Source organism: Flavobacterium sp. W20_MBD1_R3 (assembly GCF_052119725.1).
Classification (GTDB): domain Bacteria; phylum Bacteroidota; class Bacteroidia; order Flavobacteriales; family Flavobacteriaceae; genus Flavobacterium.
This window is the reverse complement of the sequence record NZ_JBGQOR010000002.1, coordinates 607,655-625,485: the sequence shown is the minus strand read 5'-3', so window position 1 is coordinate 625,485 and position 17,831 is coordinate 607,655. Positions and strand designations below refer to the sequence as shown.

General features: G+C 35.8%; 18 protein-coding genes. 11 read left to right on the top strand and 7 right to left on the bottom strand.

Annotation, left to right across the window (positions count from 1 at the left end):
* Window position 1 precedes the first annotated feature (1 nt).
* Window positions 2-655, top strand: a complete 654-nt coding sequence (locus tag ACEN2F_RS05825; protein WP_441736792.1) for an HD domain-containing protein — start codon at window positions 2-4, stop codon at window positions 653-655.
* A gap of 131 nt (window positions 656-786) precedes the next feature.
* Here the strand turns inward: ACEN2F_RS05825 and ACEN2F_RS05820 are convergent, their stop codons facing one another.
* The 7 genes from ACEN2F_RS05820 to ACEN2F_RS05790 all read right to left on the bottom strand — a co-directional run bounded on the left by ACEN2F_RS05820 (window position 787) and on the right by ACEN2F_RS05790 (window position 7,523).
* A complete protein-coding gene (locus tag ACEN2F_RS05820; protein WP_441736791.1) occupies window positions 787-1,185 on the bottom strand; it encodes a hypothetical protein in 399 nt (132 codons plus the stop codon).
* Window positions 1,186-1,259: 74 nt separating this feature from the next.
* Entirely contained in the window at window positions 1,260-2,042 is a 783-nt protein-coding gene (locus ACEN2F_RS05815) for an enoyl-CoA hydratase/isomerase family protein (RefSeq protein WP_441736790.1), read from the bottom strand.
* Window positions 2,043-2,053: 11 nt separating this feature from the next.
* Window positions 2,054-3,469, bottom strand: a complete 1,416-nt coding sequence (locus tag ACEN2F_RS05810) for a sensor histidine kinase (protein ID WP_441736851.1) — start codon at window positions 3,467-3,469, stop codon at window positions 2,054-2,056.
* A 59-nt stretch (window positions 3,470-3,528) separates the two neighbouring features.
* Window positions 3,529-4,083 carry a CopD family protein gene (locus tag ACEN2F_RS05805; RefSeq protein ID WP_441736789.1) on the bottom strand — a complete coding sequence of 185 codons (555 nt, stop codon included), beginning with the start codon at window positions 4,081-4,083 and terminating at the stop codon, window positions 3,529-3,531.
* Window positions 4,070-5,425 (bottom strand): MATE family efflux transporter, encoded by a 1,356-nt coding sequence (locus tag ACEN2F_RS05800; RefSeq protein WP_441736788.1) that lies wholly within the window; start codon window positions 5,423-5,425, stop codon window positions 4,070-4,072. The genes ACEN2F_RS05805 and ACEN2F_RS05800 overlap by 14 nt, the downstream gene beginning before the upstream one ends.
* Window positions 5,426-6,487, bottom strand: a complete 1,062-nt coding sequence (hemH, locus tag ACEN2F_RS05795) for a ferrochelatase (protein ID WP_441736787.1) — start codon at window positions 6,485-6,487, stop codon at window positions 5,426-5,428.
* Between the two features lie 160 nt (window positions 6,488-6,647).
* On the bottom strand, window positions 6,648-7,523 hold the full coding sequence (locus tag ACEN2F_RS05790) for a helix-turn-helix transcriptional regulator (protein WP_441736786.1): 876 nt from the start codon (window positions 7,521-7,523) through the stop codon (window positions 6,648-6,650).
* Between the two features lie 228 nt (window positions 7,524-7,751).
* On the opposite strand from ACEN2F_RS05790, the gene hemA reads away from it, so the two are divergent.
* The 10 genes from hemA to ACEN2F_RS05740 all read left to right on the top strand — a co-directional run bounded on the left by hemA (window position 7,752) and on the right by ACEN2F_RS05740 (window position 17,778).
* On the top strand, window positions 7,752-9,008 hold the full coding sequence (gene hemA, locus ACEN2F_RS05785; RefSeq protein WP_441736785.1) for a glutamyl-tRNA reductase: 1,257 nt from the start codon (window positions 7,752-7,754) through the stop codon (window positions 9,006-9,008).
* Between the two features lie 160 nt (window positions 9,009-9,168).
* Window positions 9,169-10,089: a hydroxymethylbilane synthase gene (hemC, locus tag ACEN2F_RS05780; protein WP_441736784.1), complete on the top strand. Its 921-nt coding sequence runs from the start codon at window positions 9,169-9,171 to the stop codon at window positions 10,087-10,089.
* On the top strand, window positions 10,089-10,766 hold the full coding sequence (locus tag ACEN2F_RS05775) for a uroporphyrinogen-III synthase (RefSeq protein WP_441736783.1): 678 nt from the start codon (window positions 10,089-10,091) through the stop codon (window positions 10,764-10,766). Before hemC ends, ACEN2F_RS05775 begins: the two co-directional genes overlap by 1 nt.
* A gap of 84 nt (window positions 10,767-10,850) precedes the next feature.
* Complete coding sequence (hemE, locus tag ACEN2F_RS05770; protein WP_441736782.1) at window positions 10,851-11,912, top strand: uroporphyrinogen decarboxylase; 1,062 nt, start codon at window positions 10,851-10,853, stop codon at window positions 11,910-11,912.
* 68 nt (window positions 11,913-11,980) lie between these two features.
* Complete coding sequence (gene hemF, locus ACEN2F_RS05765; RefSeq protein ID WP_441736781.1) at window positions 11,981-12,889, top strand: oxygen-dependent coproporphyrinogen oxidase; 909 nt, start codon at window positions 11,981-11,983, stop codon at window positions 12,887-12,889.
* 118 nt (window positions 12,890-13,007) lie between these two features.
* Window positions 13,008-14,000, top strand: coding sequence for a porphobilinogen synthase (gene hemB / locus ACEN2F_RS05760; protein ID WP_441736780.1), 993 nt, complete (start codon window positions 13,008-13,010; stop codon window positions 13,998-14,000).
* An 89-nt stretch (window positions 14,001-14,089) separates the two neighbouring features.
* Entirely contained in the window at window positions 14,090-14,488 is a 399-nt protein-coding gene (locus ACEN2F_RS05755; RefSeq protein ID WP_441736779.1) for a c-type cytochrome, read from the top strand.
* Between the two features lie 219 nt (window positions 14,489-14,707).
* A complete protein-coding gene (locus ACEN2F_RS05750; protein ID WP_441736778.1) occupies window positions 14,708-15,178 on the top strand; it encodes a methylated-DNA--[protein]-cysteine S-methyltransferase in 471 nt (156 codons plus the stop codon).
* Between the two features lie 130 nt (window positions 15,179-15,308).
* Window positions 15,309-16,022, top strand: coding sequence for a 3'-5' exonuclease (locus ACEN2F_RS05745; RefSeq protein ID WP_441736777.1), 714 nt, complete (start codon window positions 15,309-15,311; stop codon window positions 16,020-16,022).
* A 70-nt stretch (window positions 16,023-16,092) separates the two neighbouring features.
* Entirely contained in the window at window positions 16,093-17,778 is a 1,686-nt protein-coding gene (locus ACEN2F_RS05740; RefSeq protein ID WP_441736776.1) for an ABC transporter ATP-binding protein, read from the top strand.
* The last annotated feature ends 53 nt before the right edge of the window (window positions 17,779-17,831 follow it).

The following is a 17,831-nucleotide window of genomic DNA, read 5'->3' as shown; positions in this document are numbered from 1 at the left end:
AATGGTTAACACCGATTTAATAAATAAAACAATCCTTTTTGTAAAAGAAAAGCTAAAAAATGCCGAAGGCGGACACGACTGGTTTCATATCGAAAGAGTATGTAAAAATGCTGTTCTGATTTCAAAAAATGAACGGTGTGATACTACGGTGGTTCAACTGGGTGCTTTGCTTCATGATATTGCTGATAGTAAGTTTTATGACGGTGACGAAACCGTAGGGCCAAGAATAGCGAGAGTGTTTTTGGAATCAGAAAATGTTGCCGAAGAAGTCATTACGCATGTGGTTAATATCATTGAAAACATCTCCTACAAAGGGGGTAATTTCGAAAAGAAATTCTCTTCCATAGAATTAGATGTGGTACAAGATGCAGATCGACTAGATGCGATTGGCGCCATTGGAATTGCCAGAACATTTAACTATGGCGGATTTAAAAATAGAGCGCTCTACGACCCTAAAATTGCTCCAAATTCCAGTATGACCAAGGAAGAATACAAGAAGAATGATTCTCCAACGCTCAATCATTTTTACGAAAAATTATTGCTTTTAAAAGACAAAATGAATACCGCGACAGGAGAGCAAATTGCACATGAAAGACACCGTTACATGGAAGGGTTCTTGGCGCAGTTTTATGCAGAATGGGAAGGGGAGAAGTAAGTTAGCAGTGTTCAGTTTTTAGTATTCAGTTTATTGAAGTTTAAATAGAACTGCTGTACTCCAAAAAAATCGATTTCAGTCTTGTTTTACACATAAACCATGAGCTGATCACTAAAAACTGACCACTAATTTTAAATTCCTTTCGCTTTCATTTCTAAAATCACATCCGAAGCATTTTTAAAAGTGGGTGCCTGCTCAATAATGGTTCCTACTCTTTTTTTGTTGAGTTTAAAAGTGATGTCATTCTCCGTTGTAAACAGTAAGGCAGTTAAAAATGGATTGTTCATAAACGGAGCTAATACCATAAAAGTTTCGTCAAGAGTATGAAAACTTTCTATTTCTTCGGTTTTGTAACGCGCCGTAACGGAAAGACTGAATACATCACTTTCTGATAAAACCGGACGAACGTAGATGTTTTTCAGTTCCGTATCGCCAATGGTTTTAGCAAGAGTTAATTTGGCGTAAGTGCCATTTTGAATGCTTTCTTTTACTTTTTCCCAAAATTGAATAAATATAGGTTGGAAGGACATAATTATATTTTAGATATTGTATTAAATATTTTAAAAGTCTGCGATGCAGATTAATTGTAGCATAACACGATGTGCTATTTTCCAGTAAAAACTGCTTTTCTTTTTTCTAAAAATGCTGTTGTTCCTTCTTTAAAATCTTCGGTTCCAAAACATTTTCCAAAGGCTTTTATTTCTGTTTTATAGCCGTTTTCACCTTCTTTAAAATTAGCATTGACCGCTTTTATGGCTTTGCCAATAGCGTAAGGAGAATTTTTTATTATTTTATGGGCAACACTGACACAGTAGTCTAAAAGTTCGGCTTCTGGAACTACATGATTTACTAATCCAGTTCTGTAAGCATCTTGTGCTGTTACCATTCCTGCTGTCATAATCATCTCCATGGCGCGCCCTTTTCCTATCAATTGTGGCAAACGCTGCGTTCCTCCATAACCCGGAATGAGGCCCAGCGAAACTTCAGGCAATCCCATTTTTGCGTTTTCTGAAGCCACTCTGAAATGACAAGCCATCGCTAATTCTAATCCGCCACCCAATGCAAACCCATTGACTGCTGCAATTACCGGAGTTTTTAAATTCTCTATAAAATCAAATAATTTTTCTTGTCCTTCTGCTGCCAGTTGTGTTCCTTCTTCAATCGAAAAACTAGCAAATTCAGAGATATCTGCTCCTGCTACAAATGCTTTTTCACCGCTTCCGGTTAAAATAATTACACGAATAGCTGTATCTTTTTCTGCTATTTTGAATGCTTCGTGTAGTTCAGAAATAGTGGTAACATTCAACGCATTGAGTTTCGTAGGACGATTAATGGTAATCGTTGCCATATTGTTTTCAGTGGTAATTAAAATATTTGTGTACGTCATAATTATAATTTTTAGGTGTTAATAATAGGCAGTGAAACCGTAAAAGTGGTCCCTTTTCCATATTCAGTTTCAAAGGTAATCGTTCCTTTATAATTTTCGATGATGTTTTTTATAATTCCAAGACCAAGGCCCATTCCACTGCTTTTAGTGGTAAATTTGGGTTCAAATATGCAATCAATATCTTTGCTTTGAATACCAATTCCATTATCTGTAACAGTAATTAATACGTTGTTTGAGGCTTTATGGATGCGGACGATTACAGATTTTTTTTCTTGTTGCTCAGGAATGGATTGAATGGCATTTTTAGCCAGATTCGTAATGATTCTTATCAGTTGTGTTCTATCAATTTTTGAAATAATCTCAGGGGAATCACTTTGAAATTCAATGTATTCTTCATTGAAAATATCCATTGCAAGTTCTACTACTTCCACCACGTTTAAGGTTTCGTTTTGTTGTGCTGGCATGGATGCAAAGTTAGAAAAAGCCGATGCCACCGCACTCATCGTATCAATTTGTTGGATTAAAGTTTCGGAGTAATCATTCATTTTTTGCTTTACAGCGGGATCAGTGGGATCAAATTTCCGTTGAAAGCTTTGCACGGTTAACCGCATTGGCGTAAGCGGATTTTTGATTTCATGGGCGACCTGTTTGGCCATTTCGCGCCACGCTTCTTCTCGCTCACTTTGGGCTAATTTTATGGCACTTTTTTCTAATTTATCTACCATTCCGTTATATGCATTAATCAATAGATTGATTTCTTTGCTATTGGCTTCGAGAACAATTTTTTCGTTTTTTTGATTCAAACTCGTTCCACTTAACTTATCTGAGATTGTTTTTAGTGATTTTGTAATATATGACGAAAGGAAATAAGCCAATGCAAAAGCAATAATAAGCATAAAGGCATATACTTGCCCCAGACGAATTAGGAAGCTTTTTAACTCATTTTCATAATAACCATCATCTTCAACATAGGGTAAATTGAGTATTCCCAGAGGTTTGAATTTATTATCTTTGATTTGGCTGAAAGCGGAGCGGTTCTTTTTACCATCAATAGTCTTAATGTCTACATATCTTTTTTCGATAGAAGATCTTACTAGTTTTAAAATGTATTTTGGAATTGGGGGAGCCACTTTATCAACGGAGAAAGATTCTTTGGAGGATTTTAATAATTTTCCGTCCAGACCATAGATGTTTATTTCAGCATTATGAATGTGGGCTAATTCATGGATCTTGTCTTTAAAAATCAAACTAAGATTCGCGGAATTCAGGGGGTATGTGGTGGTAGAGAGTACGTAATTGATATGTTCCTTAACGGAATTCTCATTGCGTTCTAAGCGTTCTTGGTGGTATTCTTTGGCTTCATTTTTAAATTGAATAATAGAGATAGAAGCTAATAAAACAGAGGCTATTAATATCAATACAATCATCGAAAGGAAAATCCTGAGTCGTAGCGAAAGTATGGATATTTTTAAACTTTTAAACATAATTAAGATTGATTTCTTTCTCTGATTTTTTTATAAAATTTAAAGCCAAGCATAATTACAATACCAAATAGAAATATGCCAATTACACCATAAATCCAGTTGAATGCATTTTTTAAAATTACTAAAAAAACCACAGCAAAAAGAATGATTGTTGTCCCTTCGTTCCATAGTCGCATAAAATTTGTACTGTATTTTACTTCATCGTTTTGTAATTCTTTGAATATTTGCTGGCATTTTGCATGGTATAAATACAACGCAAATACGAAGCCAAGTTTAACGTGCATCCAAGGCATTTTTAGCCATGTTTGGCCTAAATCTGTAAAAAACAACATCCAAAAAGCAAAAATACTCGCTAAAATTGCCGAGGGCCAAGTGATAATATACCACAAGCGATATGTCATTATTTTATATTGTTTTTGTAAAATTTCTTTCTCTGGCGAAGGTTTTTGAGCTGCCTCAATTTGGTATACGAACAGGCGTACAATGTAAAATAATCCTGCAAACCATGTGATTACAAAAATCAGGTGTAGGGATTTAAGGTAATTATAGTATTCCATCGCTTGTTTGAGTCAGTTTTGTGTTCATTTCTTTTTTTAGAAAATAACCGGTTAATGTTGTTGAGAGTACATCGGCAATGGGAAATGCAATCCAAACTCCAAAAATACCTAAAAAATTTGGTAGAATCAGCACTAACGGAATAAGGAAAAATCCTTGTTTACTTAAGGTCAATAGTAATGCTTTTTTTGCTTTGCCTGTTGCCTGAAAATAGGCAGCTCCAATAAGTTGTACCGCTATAATGGGTGAAGCTGCAAAAACCCATCGCAATGCTTCTGGTGTTTGGGCAATCACAATCGGATCGGTGGTAAAAATAGCTACAATAGGCCTAGCAAAAATCAAAATAATAACAAAAATCACACTAGCTAAAAACGCTGCATATTTTATCGAAAGTAATACGGTTTCTCTAACTCTTTCGTAATTTCCTGCACCGTAGTTGAAACCTGCTATTGGCAGAAATCCTTGTGTAATTCCCAGAATTGGAAACAGTGCAAACATTAACATTCGGCTTATAATTCCATAAATTGCAACCGAATGTTCCCCGCCATACATGTACAAAGTATGATTCAAGATTATGGCTAAAATACTAACAACTCCTTGTCTTGAAAAAGTTACAAAGCTCAAAGCAGCGATTTCTTTTACAAGCGGTAACTTGAATCTAAAATGTCTTGCTTTCAGGTGTAATTCGCTTTTGAAATAAAAAAACCAAAAAACGAATAAAAAACACATGAAATAGGATATGGCTGTAGCCAAAGCAGCACCAAACATGCCCAAATCTAGATATTTTATAAAAACAATATCCAATGCGATATTCACAAAAGCGGGAATAATCATAGCGACCATGGCAAACTTTGCCTTCCCCTCGGCGCGGATCACGTTGTTTCCCATCATACAAAGTGCTAAAAAGGGCACACTTATAATGATGGGAAAGAAAAATTCTTTTGCGGGTTCAACTATCGCTCCTTTTGCACCAAAAAGAAGAAGCATTTCGTCGCTAAAAAAAAGACCAAATAGTACAAAAACAGATGCTAACAAAAAAGTCAGAATGATTTGGTTTCCAAAGGTTTGTAACGCTTTTTCCTTGTGGTTGGCTCCAAGTGCTCTTGAAAGTACTGAACCTCCACCCACACCAATCGCCATTCCTAAAGAGGAAATTAAAAAAGTGATGGGCAATACAATAGTTACCGCGGCAATTGCCAAGGAGCCAATCCATTGACCAACAAATATCGTGTCAATTAATATATTAACTGACATGAATAAAATTCCAATAGACGATGGAACTGCTTGTTTTATCAAGAGTTTTTTAATGTCTTGCGTTCCTAACTCATCGGCAGATACAGCCATTTAGGCAATTGTTTTTTCGGAATTAATTTCTTTTTTTGTGGATGATCCAGCATTTGACCAATTTGAAATCCAAGTACTTACCGTTTTGCACCAGTCGTCACCATCATTTAAACAAGGAACCGCTTTGAAGTTTTCTCCGCCGTGAACTTTGAATTCATGACTGGCTTCCATGGCAATTTCCTCAAGTGTTTCCAGACAATCTGACACAAAAGCAGGCGTTACAACAGCAAGGTTTTTGATTCCTTTTTTAGGCATTTTGTTTACTTCTAAGTCAGTATATGGCGTCAGCCACTTATCACCCGCTAAACGCGATTGAAAGGTTTGGCTATATTTTCCTTCGGGTATTCCCAGTAATTTTACTACTTGCTTAGTAGTTTCATAACATTGATGACGGTAACAAAATTCGTGTGCAGGCGAAGGCGTATTGCAGCAGGATCCATCAATTTTGCAATGTGATTTAGTGATGTCAGTCTTACGAATGTGACGCTCTGGGATTCCGTGGTATGAAAATAATAAGTGATCATAATTATATCCCTCTAAGTGTCCTTTGATCGAGTCCGCTAGGTTTTGTAAATAGTCTGGTTTATTGTAAAAAGCAGGAACTATTGTAAATTTCATTTCTGGAAAATATTTTTTACGGTGTTCTTCTGCTAGTTCTATAATGGTCGTTGTGGAAGCCATTGCATGTTGCGGATACAACGGAAAAAGAAGTACTTCATTGACGCCTTTGTCGTGTAGTTCTTGTAAACCAGATAATAAAGACGGGTTTCCGTAACGCATTGCTAAAGAAACTGGAACATCAACTAATTTTTGAACTTTTTTGTGCATTCTTTTAGAAATAACTACAAGCGGAGATCCTTCGTCCCACCAGATTCTTGCATAGGCAGCGGCTGATTTTTTAGGTCGCGTTTGCAAAATTATTCCTCGAACTAATAATGCCCGTAACAAAAACGGAACGTCGATAACGTATTTATCCATTAAAAATTCATCTAAATATGGCTTAACATCTTTAGCAGTTGGACTTTCTGGAGAACCTAAATTAACTAATAATACACCTTTCATAAATTATATGTTTTTTTCATTACTGTCATTGCTTCGCCAGTTCGGGTAAACCCTCGTGTTTGAAGAATGAGGAATCTTGCTACAAAAGTAAAGAAACTTACTTTTTATACCTTGCGATTAACTATTTTTTATTTATTGTTCAATATAAGAAATCAATTCTTTATTGCATATTTGGATTAATTGACATCAAATATTTCTTTGGTGTGGTGGCAAATTTCTTTTTGAATGCAGCAATAAAATGACTTCCGGTGCTGTACCCAATTTTTAATCCAACTTCGTTGACATTATAAGAACCGCTGTCGAGTAATTTTCGAGCAAAATCCATTTTATAGTCAAATAGAAATCCATAAACGGTATCACCATAAATTTGTTTGAAACCCATTTTTAGTTTCTTTAAATTTAAACCTATCTCATCAGCTAATTCTTGTAATCCTGGTGGTTCAGCCATATTAGCAATGATGATTTCTTTAGCTTTTTTAATTTTGATTACATTGTCTTCATCTATCAAAAACGGACATTGTTCTGCATTTGGGTCTTCGGTTCTATTGAAATACAAACTCAATAATTCATATCCTTTTCCCCTATAATATAAGTTTTTTATTGACGGATGCAAGCTGTAGTGAAATAACTGTGATAGTACAATAGCCATCGAAGGACTGATATTTCCTTCGTTATAATATTTTTTATCTTTATTATCGGCACTCAAAAACGTAATATAGTCCGCTTCTGTCGAAAACAAAGCATGGAATTTTTTGATTGAAATAATAACTGAAATCACCCAGGAATTTGCAGCTAATTCTAAGTTTAAAGGCAATTCTTTTTGTGGATTGTATAATAGTAAAGACTTTTCTTCTTTTAATTCTAGAGCATAATTCCCTTGATTAAAGATAAATTTTGCATTTCCTTTTAATCCAAAATGAAATTGAATTAATCCGCTACTTACTTCATGTTGGACTTGAAACACATCAGTGCCGTCGTTCTGAAATCGAATTAGGGTAAAGTCATCTTCAATTTTTATAATTTCTTGAGAACTCATAGCGATGTTTTTTTAGTGTAAAAATGATAATTATCAATTCGTTCTATTTAGAAACACTCTAAATAGACTAGGTAAAAGAACCCCTATCTTCTACAAAAATAGGGGTTTTTATAGTAAAACAACACTTTAAAAACAAAAAATCACATAGCGATACAAAAAGTACTTCTAGCGTTACTTTTATAAATACTATAGTTCTAATTTTGTTTCACTTTCTTGAAAAGTGCAAATATGGAAAACAATAACACATCAAAGCATCACTATTTTTACTCCGTTGGATTAAGTTACAAAAAAGCAGATGCTGAGATAAGGGGTAAGTTTAGTTTAGATACCGCTGCAAAAACGCGAGTATTAGAACAAGCTAAGAATGAAGGAATAGAGAGTTTAATAGTCACTTCTACCTGTAACCGTACAGAAATATACGGGTACGCAGAGCATCCGTTTCAATTAATAAAATTAATTTGTGAGAATAGCCAAGGGTCTGTTGAAGCTTTTCAAAAAGTAGGTTTTGTCTATAAAAATCAAGAGGCTATCAGTCACATGTTTCGTGTAGGAACTGGATTAGACAGTCAGATTCTTGGTGATTTTGAAATCATTTCACAAATAAGAAATTCGTTCTTCCAGTCAAAATCGTTGGGTTTAGCCAATGCTTTTATGGAACGGTTGGTGAACGCTGTTATACAAGCCAGTAAAAAAATCAAAACAGATACCGAAATTAGCTCTGGTGCTACCTCCGTTTCTTTTGCTGCAGTTCGTTATATTATTAACAATGTGCAAGACATTGGAAACAAAAATATTCTATTATTTGGTACTGGTAAAATTGGTCGAAACACCTGCGAAAATTTAGTAAAACATACTAAAAACGAACACATAACCTTAATAAATAGAACAAAAGAAAAAGCAGAAAAATTAGCCGGAAAATTAAATCTTATTGTAAAAGATTATTCAGAACTACATTTGGAACTCCAAAAAGCAGATGTTGTTGTAGTGGCGACCGGTGCACAAAATCCAACTATTGACAAAGCAATTTTGAATTTGAAAAAACCAATGATGATTTTGGATTTATCAATACCAAAAAACGTGAATGAAAATGTAACCGAATTAGATGGTGTTACGCTAATTCACATGGATTATTTGTCCCAATTGACAGACGAAACTCTGGAAAATAGAAAAAAACATATTCCTGCTGCTGAAGCCATCATTGAAGAAATAAAAGAAGAATTTATGGCGTGGACCAAAGGAAGAAAGTTTGCACCCACAATCAACGCTTTGAAAGCAAAATTGAATGCGATAAAAACATCCGAATTAGATTTTCAAAGTAAGAAAATTTCAAACTTCAATGAAGAACAAGCCGAAATAATAAGCAATAGAATTATCCAAAAAATTACAACGCACTTTGCCAATCACTTGAAAGATGATACAACAATGGTGGATGAAAGTATTGAATGGATTGAAAAAGTTTTCAAAATAGGAGTTGCTACAAAATAATGGCAACAATCAAATCATTGAGACCATTTGTAAATAAGTATTTTTAAATTTTAGCCGAGGGGTAAACATAAAGTTTAAAGAACTTGGTTTCTAAAAAGGTCAAAAAGCAATAATTCAGTGTTAAAAATCAAATGTTTTACGGCATTTGCAAAAAGTAAAAATGGCAGATAAAACAATACGCATTGGAACCCGAGATAGCGAGCTCGCACTTTGGCAAGCCCACACCGTCGAAAAAAAGCTAAATGATTTAGGGTACAAAACTGAAATTATAGCAGTCAAAGCTCAAGGGGATATTATTCTGGATATACCTCTTTACGAATTAGGAATTACGGGGATTTTTACAAAAACACTAGATATTGCCATGATCAATGGTCAGGTAGATATTGCCGTGCATTCCATGAAAGATGTTCCTACAGCTTTGCCAAAAGGAATAGTCCAAGCGGCTGTTCTTGAAAGAGCCACTACTTTAGATATATTAGTACACAAAGGAAACCTCGATTTTCTTGAGGTAGAAGGTGTCATAGCCACAGGCAGTTTGCGTCGTCAGGCACAATGGCTCAATAAATATCCTACTCATAAGGCTGTAGATTTGCGCGGAAACGTTAACACGAGAATGCAGAAACTGCAAAATAGTGATTGGAACGGAGCCATTTTTGCAGCAGCAGGATTAGAAAGAATCAACTTAAAACCATCAAATTATATTGATTTGGACTGGATGATTCCAGCACCTGCTCAAGGTGCCATGGTCGTTGTTGCTATGGTGGCTGATGAATTTTCCAGACAAGCGCTAAGCAATCTTAATGATATTGATACCGAAGTGTGTACGCATATTGAAAGACAATTCTTAAAAACACTCGAAGGAGGTTGTACAGCTCCAATTGGTGCTTTAGCAGTTTTTGTAGAAGACGACATATTCTTTAAAGGTGTTTTGTTTTCTATTGATGGAAAACAAAAAATTGAAATAGAAAGAACGGTGCCTATGCAAGAATGGAAGAAATTAGGCTTTTACTGTGCCAAAGAAATTTTAGATACTGGTGGAGCAGAATTGATGACAGAAATTAAAATTAATTTGAAAAAATAATGACTCAAAAAAGCATTTTATCAACCAAAACATTGTCGGCAGAACAAAGGCAAGTATTTCTTGATGCAAATTTTGATCTTTTAGAACAAGATTTCATCGAAATTAAAAATAACCATTTTGACCTGAAGACGATCAACAACAACTTAATATTTAGCAGTCAAAATGCTGTTTTAAGTTTGATAGAACAAAGCGGTTGGGAAGTTTTAAAAACAAAACCTGTTTTTTGTGTTGGTATCAAAACTAAGGAATTACTTGAATTACATGGTTTTACAGTAGATGTTTATTTGGATTACGCCTCCGAATTAGCTGAAATTATCACTTTAATTTATAACAAAGAAAGTTATACTTTTTTGAGTGGAAATATGCGTAAAGAGACTTTGCCTGAAGCATTAAAAAATGTAGGAATAATTTTTAACGAAATCGAAGTTTATCAAACAACTCTTGCACCTTTCAAAATATCGGATCAAGAAAATTTTGATGGAATTTTGTTTTTTAGTCCATCTGCCGTTGAAAGTTATTTTACCAATAACAAAATCAAGAATGAAGTTTGCTTTTGTGTGGGTACAACTACAGCAGCAGCATTAGAAACAAAGAAAATTAAAAATATTGTAATTGCCGAAACACCGACTGTCGAAGAGGTGATTTTGGAAGTTATTGAATATTATATAGCTCCTTAAGCCCTTGAGGGGAAATATGGACTGGCACAAATAATAATACACCTAAAATTAGACGACACAAAAGAGTCATAAAGCAAAATAAAAATGAACGATAATCAAATTCTACCTTCGGGAGTTAAGGGGCTTAAAAACGACCTATTTTTAAAAGCATTAAGAGGGGAAACAGTAGAACGCCCGCCAGTTTGGATGATGCGTCAAGCTGGAAGATTTTTACCTGAATTCCGTGCTTTACGCGATAAATATGATTTTTTTACACGCTGTCAAACCCCAGAATTAGCTGCAGAAATTACCGTAATGCCAATTCGTAGTATTGCTCCTGATGTGGCAATTTTGTTTTCGGATATTTTAGTGGTGCCACAAGCCATGGGAATTGAAGTGTTGATGAAAGAAAATTTTGGACCATTTTTACCAAATCCTATTCGTACGATTCAAGATGTAGAGAAAGTTATTGTCCCGGATGTTAATGAAACTTTAGGTTACGTTTTTGACGCAATCAAATTGACTAAAGAAATGCTAAATGATGAGGTACCATTGATTGGCTTTGCTGGTTCTCCATGGACTATTTTTTGTTATGCAGTAGAAGGAAAAGGTTCTAAAAGTTTTGATATGGCCAAAGGCTTTTGTTTTTCACATCCAGAAGCAGCGCATGTTTTATTGCAGAAGATTACGGATACTACCATTTTATATTTAAAAGAGAAAGTGAAAGCGGGAGTAGATGCCGTTCAAATTTTTGACTCTTGGGGCGGAATGCTATCTCCGGTTGATTATCAAGAGTTTTCTTGGAAATATATCAATCAAATCATTGAAGCTCTGGCAGATGAAACTCATGTAATTGTTTTTGGAAAAGGATGCTGGTTTGCCCTTGGCGAAATGGGAAAAAGTAGAGCTTCTGCCTTAGGAGTTGATTGGACATGTTCGCCACGAAACGCAAGGTATTTGTCTGGCGGAAACATTACTTTGCAAGGAAATTTTGATCCATCCAGATTATTATCCCCAATTCCAGTAATTAAGAAAATGGTACATGAAATGATTGACGAGTTCGGAAAGGACAAATATATAGTGAATCTAGGTCACGGAATTTTACCAAACATTCCCGTAGATCACGCAAAAGCATTTATTGATGCAGTTAAGGAATACAATCAGTAGTCAGTCACAGTTACAGTTTTCAGCTTCCATTTTTGTAGCTGAAAATCGTTACTGAAAACTAATTTATAATGAAACAACAATTTTACACCTACATACAAAACCTTCAGGACCAAATCTGTAAAGGATTAGAAGCTGTTGAAGTTCAAGCCAAATTCCGGGAAGATCTTTGGGAACGTCCCGAAGGTGGTGGCGGACGAACACGAGTAATAGAGAACGGAAAAATTTTCGAAAAAGGAGGCGTTAATATTTCAGAAGTACACGGGAAATTGCCAGAGGCTATGCAAAAAATGTTCAATGTAGGCGAAGCTGATTTTTTTGCCTGTGGACTGAGTTTAGTGTTGCATCCTAAAAATCCAATGGTACCAACCGTTCATGCTAATTGGCGCTATTTCGAAATGTACGATGAAAACGGAAAAGTAATCCAGCAATGGTTTGGGGGAGGACAAGATCTAACACCTTATTATCTTTTTGAAGAAGATGCAGTTCATTTTCATCAGACCTGCAAAACGGCCTGTGACAAGCATAATCCTGAGTTTTATCCCAAATTTAAGGAACAATGTGACGTTTATTTTTGGAACGCTCATAGAAATGAGGCACGCGGAATTGGTGGATTGTTCTTTGATTATTGTAAAGCAACACCAGAAATATCAATACGAGATTGGTATAACTTTGTAACCGAAGTTGGAAATAGTTTCCTAGAGGCCTATGTGCCAATTGTAGAAAAAAGAAAAGATTTACCACATACAGCAGAGAATAGAACTTGGCAGGAAATCCGTCGCGGTCGCTATGTCGAGTTTAATTTAGTACACGACAAAGGCACTTTATTTGGTTTAAAAACCAACGGAAGAATAGAAAGTATACTCATGAGTTTACCACCACATGTGCAATGGGTTTACGACCATCATGCAGAAGCCGGAAGCGAAGAAGAAAAATTAGTAAACGTATTAGAAAACCCAAAAAGTTGGATTGCAGATTGATGATTAGCGATTTTTGATTTGCTTCGCCATTTCGCTGTCGCTCAGGTCAGATTTTCTGTCATCATCAATTCGTTTTAAATCATAAATCAGCAATCGCTAATCTAAAATCATAAATCATATGTTTCCATTACAAAGAGGTAGAAGATTAAGAACGAACGAATCAATCAGAAGTTTAGTTCGTGAAACGAGTTTAAGTCCAGCAGATTTTATGTTCCCAATGTTCATTGCTGAAGGCGAAAATGTAAAAGTAGAAATCACATCGATGCCAGGAATATTCCGTCGATCAATCGATTTAACCGTCGAAGAAATTAAAGAATTATTTGCGTTAGGTATACGGGCAGTTAATATTTACGTGAAAGTCAGTGAAAATTTAAAGGATAATACCGGATTGGAAGCTTGGAATCCAAAAGGATTAATGCAAAATGCTATTAGAGCCATAAAAACTGCATGTCCAGAAATGATTGTAATGCCCGATGTTGCTTTAGATCCATACTCCGTTTTTGGGCACGACGGCATCATTTCTAATGGTGAGATAGAAAATGATTCAACCGTTCATGCTTTGGTAAAAATGGCCGTTTCGCATGCGCAAGCAGGAGCTGATTTTGTGGCTCCGTCAGATATGATGGATGGACGCGTGTTGCGTTTGCGTGAAGGATTAGATACTGCTGGTTTTCAAAACGTGGGGATTATGAGTTATTCTGCTAAATATGCATCTGCATTTTACGGGCCTTTTCGTGATGCGTTAGATAGTGCGCCTGTTGATGCCATTGATATTCCAAAAGACAAAAAGACCTATCAGATGGATTATGCTAATCGCATTGAAGCCATAAAAGAGGCATTATGGGACGTAGAAGAAGGCGCTGATATGGTGATGGTAAAACCAGGTATTGCTTATTTAGACATCGTTCGTGAGGTTAAAAATGCCGTAAATGTGCCAGTAGCCGTATACCAAGTTTCAGGCGAATATGCAATGATTAAAGCGGCTGCCGAAAGAGGCTGGCTTGATCACGATAATATCATGATGGAACAATTAATGTGTATCAAACGTGCTGGAGCAAGTCTAATTTCAACTTATTTTGCTAAGGAAGCCGCTATACTTTTAAATAAATAAAAAAAGGCTAGTCTCTTTCCGTAAAATGATAAATGTCATTATTTAAGAATTATTATTGACTTAACTTTGTTGCAATAAATATTTATATTATGAAAAAAATAGTAGTTATAGGGCTGGTTTTTTTAGCTTTATCTTGCAAAGGTAAAGAGGAAGAGTCCTTTGGAAAACAAGAGGAAGCAGTTGTCTCTGAGGGAATGGCTGCCGAGGTACAATCGCCAGAAGAGCTTGGAGAATCCATTTTTCAAGGAAAAGGAAACTGTGTTGCTTGTCACCAAGTGGATAAAAAAGTGATAGGGCCAAGCTTGCAGGATATTGCTAAAATATACAAAGATAAAAATGCTGATATGGTAGCATTTCTAAAAGGTGAAGGGGAACCAATTGTTGATCCAAGCCAATATGAAATCATGAAAGCAAATTTTGTTATTACAAAAGCTATGTCTGACGAAGAATTAAAAGGTTTAGAAGCTTATGTTTATTCAAACTTGTAATAATCCTGATATTTTTCAGAAGCTAATCCCGCTCTACGCTGTATCTTTATGTTTTTAAAGAAAAAACATAAAGGATGCCGCTGCTATCGGGGCTAAAATACAAGAACCATTCGTCTCTGCGAATGGTTTTTTTTTGACTAAAACGTTCTGATATTTATTTTTTTCTGCGCTTTGTTACTTCTTTAAGAACAATGTGGTTAATTTTTTTATCTTTAAAATATGGAAACAACCTATATCAAAACGCCTTTAGGAATTGCAGCAATAATAGGTGATGAAAACGGAATATCCGGAATTTCAGTTGCTGATGAAGGTGAAATTTCTAACACAATTCCTGCTGTTTTACAGCAAGCCGTTAGACAACTCAACGAATATTTTGAGGGGAAACGAACCACTTTTAATTTTAAATTAAATCCAAAAGGCACTGAATTCCAACAAAAAGTCTGGAAGGGATTACTGGATATTCCATTTGGAAAAACGTGTAGTTATATGGATTTGTCTAAAAAACTTGGCGATGTCAAAGCGATTCGAGCCGTCGCTTCTGCTAACGGGAAAAACCCGCTTTGGATTGTCGTTCCCTGTCACAGAGTCATTGGTTCGGATGGTTCATTAACAGGATATGCGGGCGGATTATGGCGAAAAAAATGGTTGTTGGAACACGAAAATCCTAGTAATCAGAAAAGTTTATTTTGAACAAAGCAAACACAAATTTCACAGATTAACACGGATTGTTTTTTTAGTAATTAAAAATCACTATTTTTATCTTGTAACTACTTTTTTGTGAGCGTTAATCTGTGCAAATTGGTGCAATCTGTATTAAAAAATGATAGAAAAAATCAATCTAAACAACATTTTGTTTCTTGATATAGAAACTGTTCCGGAAGCCGAAGATTTTAATGAATTGGATTCTGAAATGAAAGATCTTTGGGAACACAAAACTTTATACCAACGTAAAGACGAATACTCACCCGAGGATTTCTATGACCGTGCGGGAATCTGGGCCGAATTTGGGAAAATCGTTTGTATCTCCGTGGGTTATTTTACTATCAAAGGCGATATTCGGAATTTTCGGGTGACTTCTTTTTTTGGAGCAGAAAAGAAAATATTATTGGATTTTAATGCCTTGCTGAACAATCATTTCAATCAGCCGCAACATGTTTTGTGTGGTCACAATGCTAAGGAATTCGATATTCCTTTCTTGGCACGACGAATGATTATTAACCAAATTGCCATTCCCAACAAACTCAACTTATTTGGAAAAAAACCATGGGAAATTCCACATTTGGATACCTTGGAATTATGGAAATTTGGGGATTATAAACACTATACTTCTTTAAAATTGATGTGTAAAGTACTTGGAATCCCTTCGCCAAAAGGTGATATCGATGGCAGTCAGGTAGGACATGTTTTTTATGTGGACAAAGACATTGACCGCATCGTGACCTATTGTGAAAAGGATACCATTGCCGTAGCACAGATTTTCTTGAGATTAAGACGGGAAGATTTGCTGATTGAAGAGGAGATTATTCATGTTTAAATAATTCGAAGTCTTTCGCGTTCTTAAATTCTAAAGACGGTTTTCGTAAAAAACAATTACTTTTGCAACTATGAATAAGCCACTACTTTCGATACAAAACCTTGAAATTTCTTTTAAAAGAGAAGGAGATTACAATGCTGTGATCAAAAACATCAGTTACGATTTGTATCCCAATGAAATACTGGGGATCGTAGGAGAAAGCGGTTCTGGAAAGTCTGTTTCCTCACTGGCAATTATGGGTTTATTGCCGGCGCATATTTCTAAAATATCACAAGGAGAAATTATTTTTGACGGTGCAAATGTGTCACATTTGACCCAGAAGCAAATACAAAATCTGCGGGGAAATGAAATTGCTATGATTTTTCAGGAACCGATGAGCTCACTGAATCCTTCGTTGAAATGTGGGTTTCAAGTGCAGGAAATTTTGTTGCAACACACCACGCTTTCTAAGGCGAAAACAAGAACAGAGACTCTCTCCTTATTCGAAAAAGTGAAGCTGCCTAATCCGGAATTGATATTCGACAAGTACCCTCATGAAATTTCTGGTGGGCAAAAACAACGGGTTATGATTGCGATGGCGATTGCCTGTAAACCGCAATTGCTCATTGCCGATGAACCCACAACAGCCCTTGACGTTACCGTTCAAAAAGAGATTATTCAGCTGTTGAAGGAAATTCAGCAGGAAACGGGTATGAGTATTATTTTTATATCACATGATTTGTCTTTGGTTTCTGAAATTGTGCAGCGGGTTTTGGTTATGTACAAAGGGGAAATTGTAGAACAAGGTTCGGTGCAGGACGTTTTTCATCACCCCGAACATAATTATACCAAAGCCTTGATTGCTTCGCGACCATCGCTGGACGTGCGTTTAAGGCGATTGCCGACTATTCAGGATTTTTTGAATGATCGTGTGAGTTCAGCTACGGTTACGCCAGCAGACAGAGCTGAATTTCACAGCAAATTGTACCAGCAAAAACCAATTTTAGAAGTCATAAATGTAGCGAAAGAATATTTCTCTACAGCAGGAGTCTTTGGAAAAAAAACAGGGTTTAAGGCCGTGGATGATGTAAGTTTTAAATTATATGAAGGGGAGACTTTAGGATTAGTAGGGGAGTCTGGTTGCGGGAAATCGACTTTAGGCAATGCAATTTTGCAATTGGATAAAGCTACAGCAGGACAAATTTTATATCGCGGACAAGACATAACCAAATTATCTTCTTCAGAAATTAAAATACTGCGCAAAGAAATTCAAATTATTTTCCAGGATCCATATTCCTCTTTGAATCCCAGAATTCCTGTAGGGAAAGCGATTATGGAACCCATGAAAGTGCATGGTTTGTATGAGAACGATGCGGCCAGAAAAGCAAAAACTATCGAAATTCTAGAGCGGGTAGGATTAGGTGAGGAGTATTTTCATCGGTATCCACATGAGTTTTCCGGAGGCCAGCGCCAGCGTATTGGTATAGCGAGGACAATTGCCTTACAGCCGAAGTTGATTGTTTGTGATGAGTCCGTTTCAGCATTAGATATTTCTGTTCAGGCGCAAGTATTGAATTTACTCAATGAATTGAAAGAGAATTTTGGTTTTACCTATATCTTTATTTCACACGATTTGGCGGTGGTAAAATACATGTCAGATCAGGTTCTTGTGATGAATCAAGGTAAGATTGAAGAAATGGCTGATGCAGATGAATTGTATGCGAATCCCCAAAAGGAGTACACTAAGAAGTTAATTAATGCTATCCCAAAGGGATAGTTTCAGAGGATATATAAAGGAAAACCACAATTTCAAAGGGTACTGAAATTGTG

What these genes read in the sequence shown, in the direction of transcription:
- ACEN2F_RS05825 (WP_441736792.1), top strand. Translation starts at nt 2, where the DNA reads ATGGTTAACACCGATTTAATAAATAAAACAATCCTTTTTGTAAAAGAA.
- ACEN2F_RS05820 (WP_441736791.1), bottom strand. Translation starts at nt 1,185, where the DNA reads ATGTCCTTCCAACCTATATTTATTCAATTTTGGGAAAAAGTAAAAGAA.
- ACEN2F_RS05815 (WP_441736790.1), bottom strand. Translation starts at nt 2,042, where the DNA reads ATGACGTACACAAATATTTTAATTACCACTGAAAACAATATGGCAACG.
- ACEN2F_RS05810 (WP_441736851.1), bottom strand. Translation starts at nt 3,469, where the DNA reads ATGATTGTATTGATATTAATAGCCTCTGTTTTATTAGCTTCTATCTCT.
- ACEN2F_RS05805 (WP_441736789.1), bottom strand. Translation starts at nt 4,083, where the DNA reads ATGGAATACTATAATTACCTTAAATCCCTACACCTGATTTTTGTAATC.
- ACEN2F_RS05800 (WP_441736788.1), bottom strand. Translation starts at nt 5,425, where the DNA reads ATGGCTGTATCTGCCGATGAGTTAGGAACGCAAGACATTAAAAAACTC.
- hemH (WP_441736787.1), bottom strand. Translation starts at nt 6,487, where the DNA reads ATGAAAGGTGTATTATTAGTTAATTTAGGTTCTCCAGAAAGTCCAACT.
- ACEN2F_RS05790 (WP_441736786.1), bottom strand. Translation starts at nt 7,523, where the DNA reads ATGAGTTCTCAAGAAATTATAAAAATTGAAGATGACTTTACCCTAATT.
- hemA (WP_441736785.1), top strand. Translation starts at nt 7,752, where the DNA reads ATGGAAAACAATAACACATCAAAGCATCACTATTTTTACTCCGTTGGA.
- hemC (WP_441736784.1), top strand. Translation starts at nt 9,169, where the DNA reads ATGGCAGATAAAACAATACGCATTGGAACCCGAGATAGCGAGCTCGCA.
- ACEN2F_RS05775 (WP_441736783.1), top strand. Translation starts at nt 10,089, where the DNA reads ATGACTCAAAAAAGCATTTTATCAACCAAAACATTGTCGGCAGAACAA.
- hemE (WP_441736782.1), top strand. Translation starts at nt 10,851, where the DNA reads ATGAACGATAATCAAATTCTACCTTCGGGAGTTAAGGGGCTTAAAAAC.
- hemF (WP_441736781.1), top strand. Translation starts at nt 11,981, where the DNA reads ATGAAACAACAATTTTACACCTACATACAAAACCTTCAGGACCAAATC.
- hemB (WP_441736780.1), top strand. Translation starts at nt 13,008, where the DNA reads ATGTTTCCATTACAAAGAGGTAGAAGATTAAGAACGAACGAATCAATC.
- ACEN2F_RS05755 (WP_441736779.1), top strand. Translation starts at nt 14,090, where the DNA reads ATGAAAAAAATAGTAGTTATAGGGCTGGTTTTTTTAGCTTTATCTTGC.
- ACEN2F_RS05750 (WP_441736778.1), top strand. Translation starts at nt 14,708, where the DNA reads ATGGAAACAACCTATATCAAAACGCCTTTAGGAATTGCAGCAATAATA.
- ACEN2F_RS05745 (WP_441736777.1), top strand. Translation starts at nt 15,309, where the DNA reads ATGATAGAAAAAATCAATCTAAACAACATTTTGTTTCTTGATATAGAA.
- ACEN2F_RS05740 (WP_441736776.1), top strand. Translation starts at nt 16,093, where the DNA reads ATGAATAAGCCACTACTTTCGATACAAAACCTTGAAATTTCTTTTAAA.